The following is a 25,301-nucleotide window of genomic DNA, read 5'->3' on the forward strand; positions in this document are numbered from 1 at the left end:
GTCGCGCCTGAGGTTTATCACTACCCTGCCCCTTAACACGCAAGGGGTGCTCAACAAACTTTTCTGCCGTGAGCGCTGGATTATTTAAGTAGCCTAACGCGACCCCCTCTCCACCCGCATATAACTCACCCACCACCCCAACAGGTACAGGTTGCTGGTGCGTATCCAACACATACACCTGGGTATTACCAATCGGTTTACCAATGGGTAATGGCTGCGTCACCGGCCAGTCTTTAGGGATCGGGAAACAGCAGGTAAAGGTCGTATTTTCCGTGGGACCATAGCCATTAATAACAGTGACCTGAGGATACTGCTGATAACAGCGGGCCACGGATTGTGGCGAAACCACGTCCCCGCCAGTCAATACATAGCGCAGACTGGGCATGGCGGGCAATTCAGCAGCCACCCACTGATCAAATAGACCCGAAGTCAACCAGATCGTATTGACCTGATGTTGGTGAATGCAGGTGGCTAACTGGGCCGGGGCCACAATCTCTTCCGGATACAGTACCACCTGTCCACCATTAAGGAGGGGGCCCCATAGCTCCAGGGTTGCGGCATCAAAAGTCACCGACGCCGCTTGCAACATCACAGTCTGCTGATCCACAGGAACCGCAGGATTATTCAACACCAACCGCAAAATACCACGATGCGGTACTACCGTCCCTTTCGGCTGTCCTGTTGAACCTGAGGTATAAATCACATAGGCAGCACTGTGCTCATCCACTGACACCACAGGGGCGGTTGTCGGGCAGGTCACCAAGGTGCTTTGTAGCTCTGGGCTGTCTAACCGCACGGCCTGCTGATCCGTCAGTGGCAGTTGTTGTTCCAGGCCACGCTCCGTCAGCACCCAACGTACCTGGCTATCACTCAGCAAATAGCGTAATCGGTCTTCTGGGTACTGGGGGTCTAATGGTACATACGCACAATCCGCTTTTAAAATCGCTAAGGTCGCTATGACCATATTGAATGAACGCGGTAGGCAAACACCCACTAAGCTACAGGGCGGTACCCCCTGGCTAATTAAATAGTGCGCAAGCTGATTCGCCTGCGTATCCAATTGCTGGTAACTCAGCACGTCATCATGCCACGCCACGGCTGTGGCTGCCGGTGTCGCCTGTGCCTGCAAGGCAAACTTCTGAGCCACGGTTTTAAAAGGCAAGTCAATCGGTTGGGGATTCCAGTCCTGGAACATCTGGTATTGTTCGTGTGCTGTCAGCAGAGGTAACTGGGTAATAGGTCGTGTTGGCGATTCAAGCGCCGCCAGCAGTAACTGATTAAAGTGAGTCGCTAAACGAGTAATGGTGGCCGCGTCAAACAGATCTGTGTTGTATTCCCAGTCCAGAGTTAAACCATTGGGTTGCTCATCAACATTCAGGGTTAAATCAAACTTGGCAGTACTAGCCTTAACCGGAGCTTCAGAGATCCTAAGCTCCGCCATATTAATCTCAACCTCCTGATTATTTTGCACAGCTAGCATGACTTGAAATAACGGGTGGTAGCTTAAGTCTCTGGGTAGTTTGAGCTCATCCACTAATTGCTCAAACGGCACTTGCTGATGAGCAAATGCGCCTAGCGCCACAGACTTACACTGGGTTAATAGCTCAGTAAAGGTAGGGTTGGCAGATAAGTCCGCACGCAATACCAAGTTGTTAATGAAAAAGCCAATCAGCCCGGACACTTCATTTTGATCCCGATTTGCCGAGGTTGTGCCCACCACAATGTCCACTTCGCCACTATAACGACTGAGCAACATTGAGAGTGCAGCATACATACCCATAAAGAGTGTGACATTGTGCTGTCGACAAAGTCGCTTTAGCTGTTCGGAAGCATAGCCTGGCAACTCAGACTTCAGGACAGCCCCTTGAAAACTTTGCTGAGCAGGCCGTGGTTTATCCAGTGGTAAATTATGCAGACGGGGTAAGCCTTTAAGCTGTTGCTGCCAGTAGTCCAACTGCTTCTTTAATCCTGATCCAGCCAAAAACGTTCGTTGCCACACGGCATAATCAACATACTGAATAGTCAAGGGAGGCAATGGATTTTCTTCACCTTTTGCATATGCCTCATAGAGCACACTCAACTCATTAAAAAGCACGCTCATAGACCAACCATCAGCAGCAATGTGATGAATCACAATCAATAGAATGGCAGTCTCACTATCCAGTAACCATAGGTTAGCTTTCAGCAATACCCCTTCAGTTAAATCAAACGCATAATTTGCCGCGTTATCCATTAAAGGCTCTACGGCTTGAAATACTTGCAGCTGACCCAATGGCGTTAAATCATCAACATCCAGGCTAAACTTACCTGCAATAGGCACCACTTGTTGAACACCGTGTCCATCCTCAACACTAAAAGCAGTACGAAGACTTTGGTGGCGCTCAATAATTGTCGCTAACGCTTTTGCAAGTGCCGCTTGGTTTAAGCAGCCACTTAGTTGTAAGGCAACAGGAATGTTGTAGTGACTGTTTTTTCCTAGTAGCTGATCAATCGACCACAAACGCTGTTGAGCATACGACAGTAAATGCTTACCAGACCGATCCTTAAGGGGAACTATTCGTGCTGTTTGCAGCTTTTCTTGCTTTTTCTTAGCAAGTAACTGCTCAACTAATGCTCGTTTTTCTGGCGATAGACTTTCCAGTTTTCGCTTTAATTGAGCGTCAGCAGATACACTGTTACTTCTATTATCCATCCGTGTATACCTTATTCTTCGCTGGTTTCAAGGAGTTGAGCAAGTTCATCAATGGCTAAGTCATCAATCTGGTCCAAAATATCACTCAGCAGTTCATCATCTTCAGCGTTAAGCTGTTGATCCAAGAGACGACTTAATTGGCCAATCGTTGGTTGTTCAAACACGGCGCCTATCGCCAAATTGACTCCAAATCTGGCTTTCACCATCGCATTTAACCGCATTACCATCAGCGAGTTACCACCAATATCAAAGAAGTTAGTTGTGGTACTTATAGGCTCATCAATAACCAGCAACTGTTGCCACAATCCGACTATTGCTTGCTCTGTTTCATTGACGGGCGAAACATACTCCTCTTGATGTATATAAACAGGATCAGGCAATGCTTTACGATCTATTTTTCCATTAGGTGTTAACGGAAATTCACTGACTGTCATTATTACATCCGGAACCATATGTCCGGGTAATTGCTTATTTAAATAGACTTTAATTTCTTTATTTATTTCTTTCTGAGGAGACTTAGTTTCAATATAAGCAACTAACTGTTTACCTCCAGTTTGATCTGCCAACCTGTCTTTATCGATAACCAATGCATTTTCAACATCAGCATATTCAAGAAGTGTATTTTCGATTTCTCCAAGCTCAATACGAAAGCCTCGTATTTTTACTTGATTATCAGCTCTACCGATAAACTCCAGAGTTCCATCGGGTAGCCAGCGAACCAAGTCACCAGTTCGATACAGAAATTCATTCTGACCGCAGCTAAATGGGTTACAAACAAATTTTTCAGCCGTTAACTCAGGTCTATTTAAATAACCTCTCGCTACATTAATTCCGCCAATATAAAGCTCACCCACAATACCCACAGGTAATAAATTTTGATCAGAATTTAAAACATAAGCTTGAGTATTTGAAATGGGATAGCCAATAGGCAACTGATTTTCATCTGCAGAAAAAGAGAAAATTGTTGCACAGACTGTTGTTTCAGTTGGGCCGTAAGCATTATAAAATTGACGCCCTTTTGCCCACTTTTGAGCTAGTGATAAAGAGCAGCTTTCACCCGCAACAATTAAGTGAGCTACGCCTTTCCAGCGTTCAATATCCAGAGCAGAAAGAATCGCTGGAGGTAGAGTAGCATGCGTAATTTTAAGTGCTTCTACATCTTTAGATAACTTTTCTCCTGATTGAATCGTATCTTTAGTTAATAAATACAAAGCAGCCCCAGAAGTTAATGCCATACACCATTCCCAAGTGGCTGCGTCAAAACTAAACGTAGCAAACTGCAAAATGCGGCTATTTTCTGTTACAGAAAAAGCCTTACGTTGAGTAAACGCTAAATTCACCAGTCCTTTATGTTCGAGCATTACGCCTTTAGGTTTACCTGTCGAACCAGAAGTATAAATAATATAAGCCAAGTCAACAGGCTTAACTGGTACTGATAAATTTTCACCTGAAAAATGATTAATACTTTCCCACTCAGAGTCCAAACAGAAAGAAAATCCCTTAAAATAAGGACGTTCTTTTTGCAGTGAATACTGGGTTAGTAGCAATAAAGGCTGACTGTCTTCTAACATAAATTTAAGTCTGTCTTCGGGATAGTCAGCACTCAACGGCAAGTACGCACCTCCAGCTTTTAAAATACCTAATACACCAATAATCATTTCTATCGAGCGCTCAACACACAAACCTACTAAAGCATTAGGTTTCACTCCCCTTTTCACTAAAAAGTTCGCAAGCTGATTAGCCTTCAAGTTAAGTTCTTTATAAGACAGTCTCTGCCCTTCAAATACTATAGCCGTTGCATCAGGAGACTTAATTGCTTGCGCTTCAAATAGTTGGTGTATACAGACTTCGTGAGGAAAAGAGACATCCGTTTGATTAAATCTATACAACTGCTGATGTATCTCTGCATCAGTCAGTATTTCAAGTTGAGAGATTAAGCAGTCACTATCTACTGAGGTCATCGCTACAAGCAAATTATTTAAGTGCATAACTAAGTTTGAAATAATTTGCTCAGTAAACCTTGTTGGTTGATACGACACTTGAAAAGTAATTTGCTCTTCTGGAATAACTAACAAACTCAGTGGATAATTGGTTTGCTCAACGCTTGTTACTTCCTCTACTAACATAGGCTCAGACAAATCTGAGCTATCACTTAAAGAGGCGTCTATAGGGTAGTTTTCAAAAACCATTATAGATTCAAACAATGCCTGCCCACTGCTAACATCGCACCATTTCTGAATATCAACTAATGACATATATCCATATTTATCATGGGCTGCCTGCCCTTGTTGAAGCTGCTCTAAACACTCAGTTAAGGTCATGTCGTCATTGAGCTGTAATCGCACAGGTAAACTGTTGATAAACAACCCCATCATCTCATCTGCATTTACCAAACTATCAGGTCGGCCTGAACGAGTTGAGCCAAAAACAATATCGTTTGCACCGCAATAACGACTAAGCAGGATAGCCCAGGCTGATTGAATAACCGTGTTAAGAGTAACTTGTTGATATTTTGCAAGCTTCTTGAGTTTGCTGGTCTGATCCTTTGACAAACTAAAGCTTTTCTCAAATTGAGCACCTTCCACAAAAACTTCTGATGACTCCCCAAAGTTCAGTATTGAAGTGGAAGAAAAGCCTTTTAAGTAACCCTTCCAATAGTTTTCAGCTGCCTTATAGTCTTGCTGTTTAAGCCAGCGAATATAATTTCGATAAGGCGCTATACTCGGTAAATTTGCTTTACTGCCACTGCAAAGGACCTGGTAACAGGTCATCAACTCGCCAAATAACCTCGGTAAACACCAACCATCTAAGAGTGCATGATGGTTGGTCCATAAAAATCGGTAACGTTGCTCTGTTTCTTGTACCAAGGCAAAACGCATTAAAGGTGGGCAGTCAAAGACAAAAGGCGTAGTTCTTTCCTTTATGGCCAATTCCTCCAACTGTCGTGCATACTGCTCTTTGGATAAATGGCGCCAATCAAACTCTTGCCATGGCATTTCAACTTGCTCAAAAACCACTTGTATTAGCTCACCACTTTCCATCTCAGCAAAACCCGTGCGAAGGATGGCATGACGTTCAACTAGCTGAGACCACGCTGATTTAAAACACTCTGCATTAAGAGGTTCAAAAACCATCTGTTGCTGACACAGATACACTCCCGAACTTGCATCCAGTGCACTATGCAGGAGTAACCCCTGTTGCATTGGTGTAGTTGGATAAAGATCAACAAGCTGAGGATAGTTTCTGTCGAAGAACTGAACTTGCTCTCTTGTAAGGCTTAACAGAGTAAAATCAGATGGTGTATGTCCGCCCTCACTGTTAAGGCAGTGATCAACCAGTTGGGTTAAGCATACTTGATAGGCATTCGCCAAACGCTCAATGTTTGCGACAGGGAGTACCTGAGAGTCAAACTCAAAATTGAATTCAAGCTCACCATTAACCGCAATTCCTGTGATTTCCAAAAGATGCTGTTTACTTCTGGCTGCACTCTCTTCTTTGCCCAGGTAGCTGAAAGCAGTTATATCATCTGACTCAGCTACATCTATCGTGAGTTGATCAGACCCTGTTGAGAACTGACCTAGATAATTAAATACAACGTCAGATATTGCATGACTCAGAACAATGTCTGGATCTTGCGCGATATAACGCAATAAGCCAAAACCCAGTCCTTTATTAGGCACAGCCCTAAGCTGCTCTTTCACCGCTTTGATGGTATCAGCCCAGTTCTGAGCACCCAGGTCTGCCTCGTTCGGCTTGGTAAGCAGCACAGGATAAAGACTGGTAAACCAGCCTACTGTCTGGCTGATATCTAACTCATTAGTAAGGCCTACAAGGTCAGGCTCACGACCATGTCCCTCTAGATCAATTCGAATTGCCGGCGTCGCTTGATCTGCAGCGAATGCTTCTAGTAATGCAGTCAGCAGCAAATCATTTATTTGAGTGTGATAACACTGGTTAGCCTTTCCTAATAGCTGTTTAGTGAGGGTTTTATCAAGTTTTATACGCACAGTTTGAGCAACTGGCTGAGAGGCAACAGCAGGCTGCCCACTTGGTAATAACGACATTACAGGGGCTTGCAGAATGCTCAGCCAACAGTCACGTTCACTCGCCAGTAAGTTGGCAGTACAGTTCTCATGCAACAATTGCCCCCACTGTTGGTAACTGTGCGTTTTCGCCGAAAGCGAGACGACTTGCTGCTGGTGCAACTGAGCAAGGCCCTGCTCCCAATCCTGGATTAACACCCGCCATGAGACACCATCTACAATCAGGTGATGCATAACCCAAAGTAATTGATCTGATTGCCCTTCTGGCAGTTGACACCAAATCCAGCGACACAGTGTGCCTTCGTTGCCTAGGCTTAAGCTCGCTTGTGCCTTTTCTGCTAGGGAAGCGATATGGTCAGCTAGGGCATTCCCATGCAAATGACGACAGTCCTCTATCCATAGCGATGCGGCTATACGGTCTTGGTGATCATCCAGATAATGCCCTTGCCACTGTCCTTCCTGCTGGACAAAAGCAAGACGCATCACGTCATGACGTTGGTAGAGCGCAGCCAATAACTGACGAAGTGCAGATTCATTAACTGCATAGGGGATTGTCAGCCACTGGGCCTGATTGAAGTGATGTAAATCCGTTTGATCCCCAGTTAAAAAGCGCTGCTGAATGGGTAGCAGAGGTTGCTCGCCTTTAACTGGCAACTGTGAAATCGTACTGGTAACGGCTTCAACATACAGTGCCAGCTCAGCAACTGTCTGATGTTCAAATAACTGCCGTGTTGCCAGCTGATAACCTGCCTGCTTAGCTTGTGACGCCACTTGTATGGCCAGAATAGAATCACCGCCTAAGGCAAAGAAGTTATCATTCACGCCAACCTGGCTGATACCTAAAACCTTTTGCCAAACCTCACAAAGCGCTACCTCTGCAGCTGTTTGTGGCGCCTGGTAGTTATTGCTCATACAGTCATAATTAGGTTCAGGCAGTTGTTTGCGATCTACTTTGCCATTTGGGTTCAGCGGTAAACTATCCAGTTGAACAAATGCCGAGGGAACCATATACCCTGGTAACAGCTGTTTTAGTGACTGACGTAAAATAGCCATCGCCTCATCGTCAGCCCGACGTTCATCCATCGCATCGCCAGCACTCACCCAGTAAGCCACCAGGCGCTTATCACCTGCCTGGTCTTCTCTCACCATGACGTAGGCTTCACTGACACCTGATTGCTTCAGTAATGCTGCAGTCACCTCTTCCAGCTCAATCCGGAAGCCCCGCAACTTCACTTGATGATCAACACGCCCCTGGAATTCCAGCCCACCATCAGGTAGCCAGCGTACTAAGTCCCCGGTCCGATAAAGTGTAATCGTTGAGTCGAAAGGACTTTGAATAAAGCGTTCTACAGTCAAATCAGGCCGGTTTAAATAACCTCGTGCCACCCCAGCACCACTGACATATAACTCACCAATCACACCAGGAGGAACCAGCTGCAGGTCTGAATCAAGAACATACAATGACTTACCCGGTAATGCAGTACCTATCGTTAACTGAGTACTGTCTGCAGAGACATCGCCACAGGATGCACAAACCGTCACTTCTGAGGGTCCATAGGCATTAATCAACCGACGCCCAAATGACCATGCTTGCGCTAACGGAAGTGGACAGTGATCTCCAGCAATCACCAAGTGAGAAACCGCATGCCACTCATCCCTATTCAACACGGCGAGAAGTGCTGGAGGTAAAGTGATATGACTAATATTTTGCTGGTTAACAGCCTGAGTTAATAATTCTGCAGATTGCACAACTTCCTGGGAAACTAAGCACAATGTCGCCCCAGCAGTGAGTGCAACACTCCATTCTGCTGTAGCCGCATCAAAGCTGAATGAAGCAAACTGTAACATTCGACTTTGATTATCCACTTCAAACCGTTGCTGCTGACCTATGGCCAAATTCACTAAGCCATCATGTTGTAACATCACTCCTTTGGGCTTACCTGTTGAGCCTGAAGTATAAATAACGTAAGCCAGGTGATCAGGCTTAAGGCCAATTGTCGCCGGTGCAATATTGTCTTCCGAGTAGCGCCTCAACTGCTCAGCCATATCGACCTGATCAAGAATCAGCAACTCAAGTAACACTTGCTCACTGGGTAACTGCTGAACAAGATGCTGCTGAGTAATCACCAGCGATAGTTCACTGTTACTGATCATGTATGAGAGTCGCTCTACCGGATAAGTAGGATCAAGGGGTACATAAGCACCTCCAGCCTTCAAAATACCCAGCAGTGCGATGATTAGATCAACTGACCGATCACAACAAACACCCACTAAACTATCTGGCTTCACACCTTGAGCGATCAAAAAGTGAGCGAGCTGGTTAGCTCGACTATTTAACTCGGCATAGCTAACAGTTTGCTGCTCAAACACCAGTGCTACTGCATCTGGCTGAGCATCAGCCTGCTGTTCAAACAACTGCTGAATACACAATGCTTGAACATCAACATGCGCTTCAGTAAGCGGTGTATGACCCTGTGTTAACAACTGTTGCTGAGCCTCAATGCCTAAGCACTGCAACTGATACCCAGGTACAAAGGGTGCATCGACAATGCTCTCTAGCAACACAGCAAAGTGCTCAGCCATTCTGGCAATTGTTGCCTTTTCAAACAGTCTGGTGTTGTACTCCCAGCTTAAAGCCAGTCCTTGGCTGGTTTCTTCGACATTCAATGTCAAATCAAATGCAGTCACCGTGGTATTGGCTGGCATGCTTTGCCAGGCAACATCATTCAGTTCCAGCTTACCTGCTGGGGTATTTTGTACCGCCAGCATGACCTGGAATAAAGGATGATGACTCAGGTGTCGGCTCGGTTGAATCGCTTCCACTAAGTGCTCAAATGACACCTGCTGATGCTCATACGCTTCTAGCGCAGTAGCGCGAGTTTGAGCCAACAGCTCAACAAAGGTGTTATTCGGTACTACTTGTGTACGAATCACCAGGTTGTTCACAAAGAAACCAACCAGCGCTGAAAGCTCCAGTTGATCACGGTTAGCCACTGGCGTGCCTATCAGGATGTCCTGATCACCACTGTAGCGACTGAGTAACAGTGAAAGTGCCGTATTCAGCCCCATAAACAACGTGGCACCCTGCTGCTGACACAAGCCTATAAAGCGTTTTGTCAGTTGACTTCCCAGTTGAGTCTCAACTACATCACCGGTATACACCTGCACCGCAGGTCTTGGCTTATCAAGAGGGATACTATGAATATCTGGCGCCCCTGACAGTTGTTGACGCCAATAGGCCATATGCGCATCAAGATGGTCACCCTGCAGCCACTCCCGTTGCCAAATAGCATAATCCGCATACTGCAAGGGGAGTGGTGCTAACTGCGGCTTATCGCCTGAGCAAAGTGCGTTGTAACACTGACTCAGCTCTGTAATAAGCACATCGGCAGACCAGCCATCGGAAGCAATATGGTGCATGACAAGCAGTAACACTGATTCCTGTTCACTGAGTTTTAAACAGGCTACTCGCAGCATTAGGTCTTCACTTAAATCAAAACCCTTGTCGATAAATGCCTGCTGGTAATCAGTGACTTTTTGTGTCTGCTCAACAGCAGAAAGCCCTGACAAATCAACTTCAGCCAGAGGGAATACCTCAGGTGCTGAGTTTACTTTTTGATAGGCAATGCCTTTGGCATCATTATGGTAGGTAGTCCTCAGTACTTCATGACGTTCAACCAACAACGTCAATGCAGCGTTTAAGCTATTTAAGCGTGTTAAACCTATCAGCTTCAGAGACGCTGGCATGTGATATTGCTGGCTGCCTCCTTCCATTTGATGAATAAACCACAAACGCTGCTGGGCATAAGATAATGGAATATGCTGTGGCCGCAGCTGAGGTTCAATCTTAGTCAGCGCCATATCTGCACTGGACTGTTCAATATTGGACTGGGTAGCTTCAGCATCAATGTGTTTTGCCAAGTCACATAACACAGGTACAGTAAATAAGCATTTCACAGAAAGCGCTTTACCGAACATGTCCTTAATTCTGGCTAAGACTTGGATGGCCAACAATGAGTGTCCACCTAGCTTAAAGAAGTTTGCATGAGCACTGACGGGGTTGTTGAGTTCCAGCACCTCCTGCCAAATCAACGCCAGCTGTGCTTCGGTTTCTGTGGTGGGTACCACATAATCATCACCTGCCGCATATTCAGGCACCGGTAATGCCTTGCGATCCAGCTTACCGTTGGCATTCACTGGGAATGCGGCCAACACCACCCAAGCGGCGGGAATCATAAAGTCCGGCAGCTGCTCTTGAAGCACCTGGCGTAGGGAGTCAATCAATAAGGTTTGATCTGTGCTAGCCGCCTCTGCATTCGTTGGCACCACATAAGCTACTAGCTGTTTATCGCCAGGCTCATCTTCTCGTACCAGCACCACCGCATCATGCACTGCGTCCTGCTGACGTAACGCGGTTTCAATCTCACCCAACTCAATACGGAAGCCTCTCAGCTTGACCTGGGTATCCAGTCGTCCAAAGAATTCCAACTCACCATTGGCGAGCCAGCGCACTAAATCACCGGTGCGATACACCCGTGCCCCAGCATCCGCACTGAATGGATGTGCAATAAACTTCTCCGCGGTCAGCTCAGGACGATTCAGATAACCTCGTGCTAAGCCAATCCCACCAATCAGTAACTCGCCGGGCACGCCCACAGGTACTAACTGTTGCTGGCTATCCACGACATACACTTCCGTGTCTAAGGTAGCACTACCAATCGGCACACTGACCCCACCACTCACCGCTTGATCTGTGCCTCCAGCGCCTAACCAGTACAGGGTGGAGGAAATGGTGGTTTCCGTGGGTCCATAGTTATTGATTAACTGACAATGTTGCTGGGCTGGTCCTGTCAGCCAGCCTTCCGCAAAGTCGGGAGGTAACACATCACCACTGACCACTAACCGGCTCAGTGAGGTCGCTTGCCAAAAGGCGGTATCCCCAAGCACAGGCTCCAATAAGGCCTTGGCATACATGGGTGGGAATTCCGTAATCGTGATAGGGTTAGCTTGTAGCCAGCTGACAAACTCTGCCGAAGTCCACAACTCAGCAGGACGAATATACAAGCTGGCTCCGGTGGTTAAGGCCTCAAACACCTGCTCTACTGCCGCATCAAAGCCAATGTTGGAGAACTGCAACACCCGGTCTTTCGCTGTGATGCCATAGGCCTGGATAATACTTTGGATATGACTGACTAATGCCTGATGCTCAATCATCACCCCTTTGGGCTTACCCGTAGAACCCGAGGTGTAAATGACATAGGCCAAATGCTGAGGCGTGACACCCGTTACTGTCACTGGCAAGTTAGTGACTGGCTGTGCGGCCAATGTAGCCTGGAATGCTGGATCATCCCAATACTTAGAGTCAGCATCCACTGAGGCCAGTTTTGCTTGCTGGGCCTGTTCCGTGATAATCAGCTGACAACCACTGTCACTCACCATATAGTTCAAGCGATCAACCGGGTAGCTGACATCCAGTGGCACATAGCCTCCGCCGGCTTTATGCACAGCTAAAATGGTCACGATCATAGCCATGGAGCGCTCTAAGCACATACCTACCAGCACATCGGGACCAACACCCTGCTCGACCAGCCAGTGCGCAAGCTGATTAGCCTGCTCGTTTAACTCGGCATAACTCAGGCTGTCCGCACCCAATATCAGTGCGGTCGCCTCTGGGGTTAATGCAACCTGCTGCTCAACCTGTTCATGAATACATTGAGTCATGGCGCATTGCCTAGCGTCTCGCCCTTGAGTAAGCGCTTGGCCTTGTACTACCGCTTGGCCTTGAGCAAGTAGGGCCTGCTGTTCTGCGGAAGTCAGCATCGACAGCTGCTGAATGGCTTGCTCAGGCTGTTGAATAATACGTTCCAGTAAATTCAACAGATGTTGCGACATTCGCGTGATGGTGTCTGCCGCAAACAAGTCTGTGCAGTACTCCCAGTAGAACGCCAGTTGCCCATCAGCCTGGCTATCCAGCACATTTAAGGTCAGATCAAACTTAGCGGTGGGGCTGGTTTCTGCCAGCGCTTCAATCACTAAATCCCCCAGCTGTTGCTGAGTAACATCTTGGGTCTGCACTGCCAGCATAACCTGGAACAGCGGATGATGACTTAAGTGACGATTCGGCTGCAGGACCTCCACCAACTGTTCAAACGGTACTTGCTGATGTGCATAAGCATCCAGTGCCGTTTCTCGGCAACGCGCCAATAGTTCAGTGAATGAGGGATTACCAGATAGGTCGGTGCGCAACACCAGAGTATTCACAAAGAACCCGATAAGCGCTTCTATCTCCAGCTGTTCCCGATTCGCCACTGGGGTACCCAGCACGATATCGGTTTCCCCACTGTAACGACTGAGCAGCAAGGCAAAGGCAGCTTGTAGTCCCATAAACAGGGTCACGCCCTGCGCTTGGCAAAAATCCCTAAAGGCTACTGTTAACTTGGTAGGTACCGCTTGCTGATACACCTCCCCCGCATAGCTTTGTTCTTTGGGCCGAGGCATATCCAATGGCAAGCTGTGTACATCAGGAATATCCATTAACTGCGTTTGCCAGTACTGCAGCTGCTTCTGCAATACCTCACCTTGCAGCCAGTTCCGCTGCCAAACCGCATAATCGGCATACTGAATAGCCAATGAAGGCAATGGGTTCGACAGACCTTGGCAATACGCCTGATACAGTGTTGTTAACTCATTGAACAGTAAATCTGTAGACCAGCCATCGGAGGCAATATGGTGCATGGTCAGCAGCAGGACATGCTCACTGTCGGTTAACTCAACCAGCTGACAACGCAACATCAGGTCATGGTTAAGATCAAAGGGTGTTTCCGCTTCAGCGTTCATCAGTGCATTTAACTGTGATTCACGCTGAGTAGCCGTCAGTGCTTTTAGGTCTACAGTGGCTAGCGGTAATACACTGGGAGCCGCTTGAATGAGCTGATAACTCTGACCATTTTTTTCAATATAACAAGTTCTTAGCACTTCATGGCGCGCCACAATGGTTGACAATGCCTGTGATAGTGCTTGCTTATCTAAATCACCTGTCAGTTTAAACACCCCAGGCATGTTATATGAGGCTCCGCCTTCCAGTTGTTGCAGGAACCAAAGCCGCTGTTGAGCAAAAGATAATGGTAACGAGGCTGAGCGGTCTGCTGGCTTAATAGCAAGTGTCTGATCGCCTGCTAAATTGGCAATTTCTTTTGCCATACTGGCTAACGTTGCACTTATAAAGACCTGTTTAATGGACAGCTCTGCACCAAAATGCTCCCTTATCTTAGCGACCAATCGAACAGCTAATAACGAGTGCCCTCCCAGCTTAAAGAAGTTTGCATGAGCACTGACGGGGTTATTGAGTTCCAGCACCTCCTGCCAAATCAACGCCAGCTGTGCTTCGGTTTCTGTGGTGGGTACCACATAATCATCACCTGCCGCATATTCAGGCACCGGTAATGCCTTGCGATCCAGCTTACCGTTGGCATTCACTGGGAATGCGGCCAACACCACCCAAGCGGCGGGAATCATAAAGTCCGGCAGCTGCTCTTGAAGCACCTGGCGTAGGGAGTCAATCAATAAGGTTTGATCTGTGCTAGCCGCCTCTGCATTCGTTGGCACCACATAAGCTACTAGCTGTTTATCGCCAGGCTCATCTTCTCGTACCAGCACCACCGCATCATGCACTGCGTCCTGCTGACGTAACGCGGTTTCAATCTCACCCAACTCAATACGGAAGCCTCTCAGCTTGACCTGGGTATCCAGTCGTCCAAAGAATTCCAACTCACCATTGGCGAGCCAGCGCACTAAATCACCGGTGCGATACACCCGTGCCCCAGCATCCGCACTGAATGGATGTGCAATAAACTTCTCCGCGGTCAGCTCAGGACGATTCAGATAACCTCGTGCTAAGCCAATCCCACCAATCAGTAACTCGCCGGGCACGCCCACAGGTACTAACTGTTGCTGGCTATCCACGACATACACTTCCGTGTCTAAGGTAGCACTACCAATCGGCACACTGACCCCACCACTCACCGCTTGATCTGTGCCTCCAGCGCCTAACCAGTACAGGGTGGAGGAAATGGTGGTTTCCGTGGGTCCATAGTTATTGATTAACTGACAATGTTGCTGGGCTGGTCCTGTCAGCCAGCCTTCCGCAAAGTCGGGAGGTAACACATCACCACTGACCACTAACCGGCTCAGTGAGGTCGCTTGCCAAAAGGCGGTATCCCCAAGCACAGGCTCCAATAAGGCCTTGGCATACATGGGTGGGAATTCCGTAATCGTGATAGGGTTAGCTTGTAGCCAGCTGACAAACTCTGCCGAAGTCCACAACTCAGCAGGACGAATATACAAGCTGGCTCCGGTGGTTAAGGCCTCAAACACCTGCTCTACTGCCGCATCAAAGCCAATGTTGGAGAACTGCAACACCCGGTCTTTCGCTGTGATGCCATAGGCCTGGATAATACTTTGGATATGACTGACTAATGCCTGATGCTCAATCATCACCCCTTTGGGCTTACCCGTAGAACCCGAGGTGTAAATGACATAGGCCAAATGCTGAGGCGTGACACCCGTTACTGTCACTGGCAAGTTAGTGACTGGCTGTGCGGCCAATGTAGCCTGGAATGCTGGATCATCCCAATACTTAGAGTCAGCATCCACTGAGGCCAGTTTTGCTTGCTGGGCCTGTTCCGTGATAATCAGCTGACAACCACTGTCACTCACCATATAGTTCAAGCGATCAACCGGGTAGCTGACATCCAGTGGCACATAGCCTCCGCCGGCTTTATGCACAGCTAAAATGGTCACGATCATAGCCATGGAGCGCTCTAAGCACATACCTACCAGCACATCGGGACCAACACCCTGCTCGACCAGCCAGTGCGCAAGCTGATTAGCCTGCTCGTTTAACTCGGCATAACTCAGGCTGTCCGCACCCAATATCAGTGCGGTCGCCTCTGGGGTTAATGCAACCTGCTGCTCAACCTGTTCATGAATACATTGAGTCATGGCGCATTGCCTAGCGTCTCGCCCTTGAGTAAGCGCTTGGCCTTGTACTACCGCTTGGCCTTGAGCAAGTAGGGCCTGCTGTTCTGCGGAAGTCAGCATCGACAGCTGCTGAATGGCTTGCTCAGGCTGTTGAATAATACGTTCCAGTAAATTCAACAGATGTTGCGACATTCGCGTGATGGTGTCTGCCGCAAACAAGTCTGTGCAGTACTCCCAGTAGAACGCCAGTTGTCCGTCGGCCTGGTTATCCAGCACATTTAAGGTCAAATCAAACTTAGCGGTGGGGCTGGTTTCCGCCAGCGCTTCAATCACTAAATCCCCCAGCTGTTGCTGAGTAACATCTTGGGTCTGCACTGCCAACATAATCTGGAACAGCGGATGATGACTTAAGTGACGATTCGGCTGCAGGACCTCCACCAACTGCTCAAACGGTACTTGCTGATGTGCATAAGCATCCAGCGCTGTTTCCCGGCAACGCGCCAATAGTTCAGTGAATGAGGGATTACCAGATAGGTCGGTGCGCAACACCAGAGTATTCACAAAGAACCCGATAAGCGCTTCTATCTCCAGCTGTTCCCGATTCGCCACTGGGGTACCCAGCACGATATCGGTTTCCCCACTGTAACGACTGAGCAGCAAGGCAAAGGCTGCTTGTAGTCCCATAAACAGGGTCACGCCCTGCGCTTGGCAAAAATCCCTAAAGGCTACTGTTAACTTGGTAGGTACCGCTTGCTGATACACCTCCCCGGTATAGCTTTGTTCTTTGGGACGAGGTATATCCAGTGGCAAGCTGTGTACATCAGGAATATCCATTAACTGCGTTTGCCAGTACTGCAGCTGTTTCTGCAATACCTCACCTTGCAGCCAGTTTCGCTGCCAAACCGCATAATCGGCATACTGAATGGGTAAGGCAGGTAATGAATCTGTCTCTGCTTGGCAATAAGCCTGATAAAGGCTATCAAGCTCATGCATCAAGATATCCAATGAAACGGCATCGCCAGCGATATGATGCAGCGTCAACAACAGGACATGTTTTTCAGGGGCAAGGATAACCAGTTGCCCTCTGATCATAAGTCCTTGCTGTAAATCAAACGGTCTCTCTGCCTCCGATAGTCGCAACTGGGCTAGCTGTTCAGCTTGAAGAGCTGCTCCTGTCTGCTGAAGATCAACCTGGGTGAGGGAAAATACTTCAGGGGCAGCCTGAATAGCTTGATAGGCTTCACCACCCTCAACAGCAAAACACGTTCTTAAGCTTTCATGACGACTGATAAGCTGATTGAGCGCTTGATTTAGCGCAGTGACATTCAAAACACCCACCAGCTGAATCGCCAGTGGCATATTGTATAGGCTGTTTTCTCCCTCCAGCTGAGCTAAGAACCACAGACGTTGTTGCGCATAAGACAAAGGCAACTGCGCCTGTCGATCCACTTGCGTAATAGGGGGAGCCTGGCTCTCATCAGCCAGCGCATTATCAATAAACTGCGCGAATGAGGCTAAAGTGGGATGGGTAAAGATGGAGCGAACATTAATATCTTTATTAAACCGGTTTCTTAACTCTGCCACTAAACGAATAGCAAGTAGTGAGTGCCCTCCCAGCGCAAAGAAGTTAGCATTGCGTCCCACGGGTTCTTCGGTGTTAAGCAACTCTAGCCATAGGGATGCAAGCACTGTTTCAGTGCTGGTTTCTGGTGCTACATAGTGAGATGTGGTTTGCAGTTTAGGCGCAGGTAGCGCTTTACGATCTACTTTGCCATTGGGAGTGAGTGGTAAAGCATCCAGTACGGCCCATCCCACTGGCACCATATAATCTGGCAGTTGTTCAGCTAAGGTTTGTTGTAGTGAGGCAATCCATTCAGCTTCTTCTTTCGCTGGGTTATTTTCTTGAGCTGTGGGCACTTTTGACTGCGCTGTAGGCACTATATAAGCCACCAGTCGCTTATCTCCTGGTTGATCTTCTCGGGCAATAACAACACAACTGCTCACACCAGAAATATTGCCGAGTTGGGTTTCTATTTCACCCAACTCAATTCGAAAACCACGCAATTTAACTTGATGGTCAATCCGACCTAAATATTCGATATTGCCATCTGGTAACCAACGAGCCAGATCACCCGTTCGGTATATTTTTGATTCCTGACCAGCGTCTTCTTTGGCAAAGGGGTCTGGTAAAAATCGTTCAGCGGTGAGTTCATCGCGATTAAAGTAACCTCTGGCTAAACCAACACCCCCTATAAAAAGCTCACCGACAACGCCAACAGGTACTGGTTTCAACTGATTATCCAGCACATAGAGTTGGGTATTATCAATGGGTTTACCTATGGGCACAGAACGTCCCATAAAATTCGGTTGGCATTGCCAGCAGCTGACGTCAATTGCCGCTTCAGTAGGTCCATATAAGTTGTAAAGCTCGGCATGATGGTTCGCCAAAAAGCGGTTTTGCACATCTACTGCCAGCGCCTCGCCACTACACACTACCAGTCGTAAACTAGGAATTCTGTGCTGATAGCGCCCATCAGCGATGAAGGTGGCTAACATGGGAGGCACAAAGTGCATAACCGTGATGCCTGCTTGCTCAATAGTATCCAGCAAGTAGTCCACATCTTTATGCCCTTCAGGTCTTGCCATGACCACTGAAGCACCCGTTACCAGTGGCCAGCAGTATTCCCAAATGGATACATCGAAGCCAAATGGGGTTTTTTGCAGGACATTATCAGTGCTTTGTAAACCAAACTGCTTCTGCATCCAGTGAATCCGGTTGACCAGACCCCGGTGCTGGTTCATAACCCCTTTGGGTTTACCTGTTGAACCCGAGGTATAAATCACATAGGCCAAATGTGTTGCGGTGACACCAATATGCTGGGTATCAAGGTTTACAACTGACTGCTGGGCTAACTGTTGCTGAACATATTCATCATCAACACAAAGGAACTGATCTGCCGATAAATTCAGCTTACTCACCAAATGTGAGTCTGATATCAGCACGCTTGCCTGGCTATCTTCAAGCATGTACGCCAAACGCTCTGCAGGATAACTCGGGTCTAGTGGTACATAGGCCCCACCTGCTTTTAATACCGCAATTATTGCAACAACCATATCGATGGAGCGTTCAAGGCATATACCCACTAACTGGTCCGGCTTAACACCAAACTGTACAAGGTAATTTGCCAGTTGATTAGCACGCTCGTTGAATGCTTGATAGGTCAGTGTTTGTTGTTCAAACTGAATGGCTACGGCTTCAGGAGACTGCTTAACCTGTTTTTCAAATAGCTGGTGAATACAGCTATTGTCGGGGAAACCAGCGGCAGTATTATTCCAGTCTGTTAATACTTGGCTGGCTGCAACGTCCGTTAATAATGAAAGCGACAACACGGGCTGCTCAGGGGTCTGAATAATACTTTCAAGTAAGCGATTAAACTGCACGGACATTTGTTCAATCGTCTCAGCATGAAACAGATCCGTATTGTATTCCCAAGCCAGCGCTAAATTATCTTCCTGATCTTCCACTGTCAGCATCAGATCAAATTGTGCTCGACTGGTAGTCAGTGTCATAGGTGTACAGCAGATGTCTTCTAGCTGCATAGTCTGTTGACGACTATTCAACACTAGCATAACTTGGAAAAGCGGGTGATAGCTTAAATCCCGAGCAGGCTGTAACACTTCCACCAACTGTTCAAAAGGCACCTGCTGATGAGCATAAGCCTGCAACGCAGTTGTTTTGGCTTGCTCAAGCAACTGTAAATAACTTGGGTTATCGTCTAAATCCAAGCGTAATACCAAGGTATTAACAAAAAACCCAATTAACTCAGCAAGACGATGTTGCTCTCGGTTAGCAATCGGGGTCCCAACAACAATATCATTATCGCCACTATAACGAGCAAGCAACACTGAGAAAGCTGCATGTAATCCCATAAACAAGGTGACACCTTGCTGCTGGCATAACTGCTTAAATTGCTCAGTCACCTGGCTATTTAACTGCAAATAATGCCATTGACCACGATACTGTTGTGTAACTGGACGTGGCTTATCTAATGGTAAATTATGTACTGCAGGTAAACCCGCTAATTGCTTTTGCCAAAAACTGAGTTGTGTATCCAGTAATTGACTTACCTGAGCACTACGTTGCCATAATGCATAATCACGGTATTGAATAGATAACTCAGGCAAATTGACTGCTTTATTATTGTTAATCCCATGATATAACTGACTGATCTCATCCATTAATATTCCCAGGGACCAGCCATCAGACGCGATATGATGCATGGTGAGTAGTAATACGACGTCTGTAGTATCAAGTTTTATCAATAATCCTCTTAGTAATAAGTCCGTTGATAAATTAAAAGGCTTATCCGCTTCTTCTTGTTGTAACGCAGAAAGCATTTTTTCTTGCATGTCCTTATCAACACCCTGCAAGTCTTTCAATTGCAACTGCCAGTTTTCAGGCATTGCCTGGATGTGCTGATAGACTTCTCCTGACTTATTAATAAAACTCGTTCTCAACACCTCATGCCGCGCAATAACTGTGGCTAGTGCTTTATTTAATGCTTCAAGGTTCACGTCACCTTTAAGTCGAAAAGCCAGCGGCATATTATAGTGGGCACTACCACCCTCCATTTGATCAATAAACCACAGCCGTTGTTGCGCATAAGAGAGTTGAGACAAATCCTGACGGGTATTTGCCTGAATTTCAGGTAAACATGTTTTCTGCTGCGAAATGAATTGATCAATTAATTTCGCCTGATCGCAAAGAATCGCGTACTCAAAAATCTGATTAATCGCTATTTCAATAGCAAACTGCTTACGGACAGCGGCCACTAATTGCATAGCAAGCAACGAATGTCCACCAAGCTCAAAAAAGCTCGCCTCTCGGCTTATCGCGTGTGCAGAACCTAAAATAGCCTTCCATATACCTGCTAAAGCCACTTCAGTTACTGTTGAAGGTGCAACATAATATTCAGAAATAATATCTGGCTCGGGCAATGCACGACGATCTACCTTACCATTCGCTGTCAGCGGAATTTCAGGCACAATCATTATTGTGCTAGGCACCATATAGCTGGGCAACTGCTCTTTTAATTTAATTTGTATATCGGTTGTTATTTCTGTTTTACTGCTTTCTACTCCATGAGATAAAACAACATAAGCAACAATACGTTTATCCTGGTGTTGTCGACCGTTATGAATCAGTACCGAGGACTCTGATACTTCAGCACAATGATTAAGCGTGGACTCAATCTCTCCCAGCTCAATACGAAAACCTCTTAATTTAACTTGCTGATCAGCCCTTCCTTCAAATGCAATATTGCCATCAGGTAACCACCGAACTAAATCACCTGTACGGTATAACTTGGCATTTTTATCTTTGCTAAATGGATTAGTTACAAATCGGCTGGCCGTTAATTCATCCTGATTTAAATAGCCATTGGCAACACCATCCCCGCCCGTAAAAAGCTCTCCTGTGACACCTACAGGTACAGGGTTCAGCTGTGCATCAAGCACATAGACTGTGGTATTCGATATTGGCTTACCAATAGGAATTCGTTGATGTGTTGGCCAGTCCCTAGGAATTTTATAGCAGCAGGTAAAGGTGACGTTTTCTGTTGGGCCATAACCATTAATAATGGTAAGCTGGGGATGTCTTTTATAAAACTCAGCAACAGATACGGGATTAACGACATCCCCCCCCGTCAATAAATACTGCAAACTAGGTAGCGAGTGTGAACAGTTTGCAACAAACTGATCAAATAACCCAGCCGTTAACCATAATGTATTAATGTTAAACTCATTAATCGTTTTCGCTAAGGTAAGCGGATCAATTAAAGGCTCTTTATATAATACTAACTGCCCACCATTAAGTAATGCCCCCCAAACTTCAAATGTAGCAGCATCAAAAGTAACTGAAGCACACTGCAACATCACAGTACCAGGGGATAATGGCAGGCTGCTGTTATTAGTAACCAGCCTGATAACCCCTTTTTGGGTTGCGTTAACCCCTTTTGGCTGGCCTGTAGAACCAGAGGTATACATTACATAAGCTAATAGTTTTTTAGGCTTATTACTCAGTGAAATAATTAGATCTGAACTTAATTTTGCTAACTCAGTTTGTAATGCAAAATCATCTAGACAAATAGCAACTTGCTGATTAAGTGGTAACTGATTAACTAATTCTGTATGACTAATAATTAAATTTAAATCAGTATCGGCCAGCATATAAGCCAACCGCTCAGCAGGATACTGAGGATCTAGTGGTACATAGGCTGCACCCGCTTTTAAAATTGCCAACATCGAAACAATTAAATCAATTGATCGATTGAGGTAAATCCCTACTAAATCGCCAGTAGTTGTTCCTTGTTCAATTAAATAATGAGCAAGTTGATTGGCTTTAGCATTCAACTCTGCATAGGTTAATTGTTCTTCACCTAAAATAATCGCTACTTTATTGTTATTGTCTGCAACCTGTTTTTCAAATAGTTCAGCAATAGATGTGTCAGCGGGGTATTGTCGAAACGTATCATTCCATTGATACAGCAATTTATTTTTGGTTTCAGTTGATAGCAAAGATAAATCATTAACACATTGATTAATATCTTTCGTTAACGACTCAAGCAATATATTAAAACTTACAGTCAGGTGTTCAACAAAGGCTTTACTCAATTCAACTGAATTAAATAACACCTTAATTTGAATTTGTTTACCTGGAATAATCGCAACCGTAATTGGAAAGTTGGTTTGTTCAATGGCACTAATACCATTAAAAGTAAATGCCTGTGTTGCATTATCAACATCACCATCCCGCCATCGATCTTCAATGGGGTAGTTTTCAAATACCACTAATGAATTAAATAGCTTTTGACCTGCTTCCACCTCACTCCAACCCTGAATATCCACCAGAGAAGCATATCCATATTGGTCAAGTGCTATTTGTGATTGATGAATGGTTTGCAACCATTGACCTACTGACTGCTGATCAGATGGAATACACAAACGAAGCGGCACACTGTTAATAAACAGCCCTACCATTTCTTCTACACCGACAACCTCTTCGGGTCGGCCTGACCTTGTTACACCAAAGACAACATCATTACTACCGCAATAGCGATTCAACAATATTCCCCAGGCCCCTTGAAACACCGTATTAAGTGTCACTTTTGCGTGCCTGGCAACCTGTTGCAATTGCTCAGTAATGGCAGAATCCAACGTCAGCAAATGCTCTTCAACGATATTCTGCTTTGGCTCATGCCGTTGATAACTGATTGCTTGAGGATCAGATAATAAGGTAGGTTCAGTAAACCCTTTTAAATAATCCTGCCAGTACGTTTTAGCTACTTGTTCACTCTGTTGCTGTAACCACTGAATATATCGACGATAAGGTGCTACAGGTGATTGCGTAATCGATGATCCTTGTACGTTAGCACAATAGAAAGCCTCTAAATCCTTAAATAAGACAGGTACGCCCCAACCATCTAACAAAGCATGATGATGCGTCCAAATCAAATGATGTCGATCATCCGCCTCCTGCACTAACATTAGTCGCATTAAAGGAGCCTGACCGAGATTAAAATCTGCACGCTCAGATGCAAGCAAACTATGCCATTGTTCTTGATAAGCTTCTGCAGATAGCGTTCGCCAATCCCTGGTTTGCCAAGGGAGTTCGACCTGACTTTGTACCAGTTGTAAAGGCTTGCCCTGATCTAAATGAACAAACGCTGTCCGTAACATGGCATGCCGTTCCACTAGTTGCTGCCAGCTACGCTGAAAATGCTCTCTGTCAATGGTTCCAAAACTTAATATCAGCTGTGTAATATACACACCGGAATCAGGCTGCATTTGACTATGAAACAGCATACCTTGCTGCATGGGTGTACATGGATATAAGTCTGCAATTGTAGGGTAATCTGTTCGTAGCTGATTGAGCTGCTGTGCGTTTATTTGAGCAAGAGGAAAATCACTTGGCGTGTAAGCACTGGGTGCATCCAGACAATGCTCAACGATAGCTGTTAAATTGTTGATATAATTGTCTGCGAGTAACTGAATCGTCGATGCATGGTATTCGAGGTGGTTATAATCCCACTCCAGTTGCAGCTGACCGTTACTTACTAAGCCACTAATAGACAACCGATGACTACGTTGCCGCTTTTGGCTAACCCAATTCCCTGTTTTTTCAAAGCTCCCTGTTAATACGCTAGCAGCATTATGGTCTTCAATACCAGATTCATCACCGTCAAACTGACCTAAATAATTAAATACGATATCCAATGCTTCTGTCGTACTTATTAAATCATTATCTCGACTGAGATATCGCAATACGCCATAACCCAATCCCTTATTGGGTATTGCTCGCAAATATTCTTTAACTGTTTTAATCTGAGCATCAATTTCACCATCAGCACGTTGTAAAACCACTGGAAATGTCGTGGTAAACCAGCCAACGGTTTCATTTAAATCAAACTCATCATTGATAGCTTCTCGGCCATGACCTTCCAACTCAATGCGAATGGCCTGACTATTTTGCCATTCAGTCATTGTGAGTAATAATGCTGTTAATAACAGATCATTTATTTGGGTGTGATAACAACGATTTGCTTGCTGTAATAATGCCTGACTAATTTCCGTATTTAATGTCACCGTTACGGTTCGGCTATTTTCCCGGATATTATCTTCAACATTAACAGGCTGATCAGCCTTTAAACGTGGAACTGGACTTTTTACTATATCTAACCAATAGTCACGTTCAGCCAATAATACGTCAGATTGGCTATACTGTTGTAACCATGCCCCCCAAGATTGATAAGCGCTGGATTTTACCCCTAAGTGAATGGACTGCCCCTGATGCAATTGGTTGAGTGCCAACGATAAATCTTGCAACAAGATGCGCCATGAAACCCCATCAATAATTAAATGGTGAATAATCCATACCATTTCTCGTCGATGTTCACTTTCAAGACTCAGCACAACATGACTTAAAGGTGTTTTGGCTAAATCAAAACTACGGTGTGCTAAATCTATTAACTGGTCAAAATCATCACCTTTTTTCTGAACGGTTAAGCAAGCTTTATAATTCGTTTCATTACTTTCATCATAGTGACCTAACCAATTATTTTCTGCTTTTTTAAAGTTTAAGCGAAAAACATCATGGCGCTGATATACCGCAATTAAAGCACTTTTCAACAGCTCATCGGTCACACCTTTTGGTAATTGAATGCGCAATGCCTGATTAAAATAGTGCTGATCGATATCACCGTCATATAAAAAAGCACGTTGAATAGGTAATAAAGGTTGCTGACCTACAATATATCGATCTTGGTATTGATCCTGTCTTTGCGCAGATTCAACTTGTTTAACGTGCTTAGCCAGTTCAGCAATTGTTTGATACTCAAACACCTGACGCGTACTCAACTGATACCCAGCTCGCAAAGTCCGAGAGGCCACCTGAATGGCTAAAATCGAATCACCACCAATCGCAAAAAAGTTGTCGTGTATACCAACCGGATTAACACCCAACACTTGTTGCCAAATTTCACACAGAACGGTTTCTGCTGCCGTGCTGGCTGCCACATAGCCTTGCTGTG

The 25,301-nt window shown here is 45.9% G+C and carries 2 protein-coding genes; both read right to left on the reverse strand.

Translation table 11 applies throughout. The features are described from left to right. A partial coding sequence (locus tag KHS79_RS24660; RefSeq protein ID WP_212722836.1) for a non-ribosomal peptide synthetase occupies positions 1-2,692 on the reverse strand: 2,692 nt, incomplete at its 3' end. Between the two features lie 11 nt (positions 2,693-2,703). Beyond that, positions 2,704-25,287, reverse strand: coding sequence for a non-ribosomal peptide synthase/polyketide synthase (locus KHS79_RS24665; protein WP_325167770.1), 22,584 nt, complete (start codon positions 25,285-25,287; stop codon positions 2,704-2,706). Between the last annotated feature and the right edge of the window lie 14 nt (positions 25,288-25,301).

Source organism: Zooshikella ganghwensis, assembly GCF_018263875.1.
Classification (GTDB): domain Bacteria; phylum Pseudomonadota; class Gammaproteobacteria; order Pseudomonadales; family Zooshikellaceae; genus Zooshikella; species Zooshikella ganghwensis.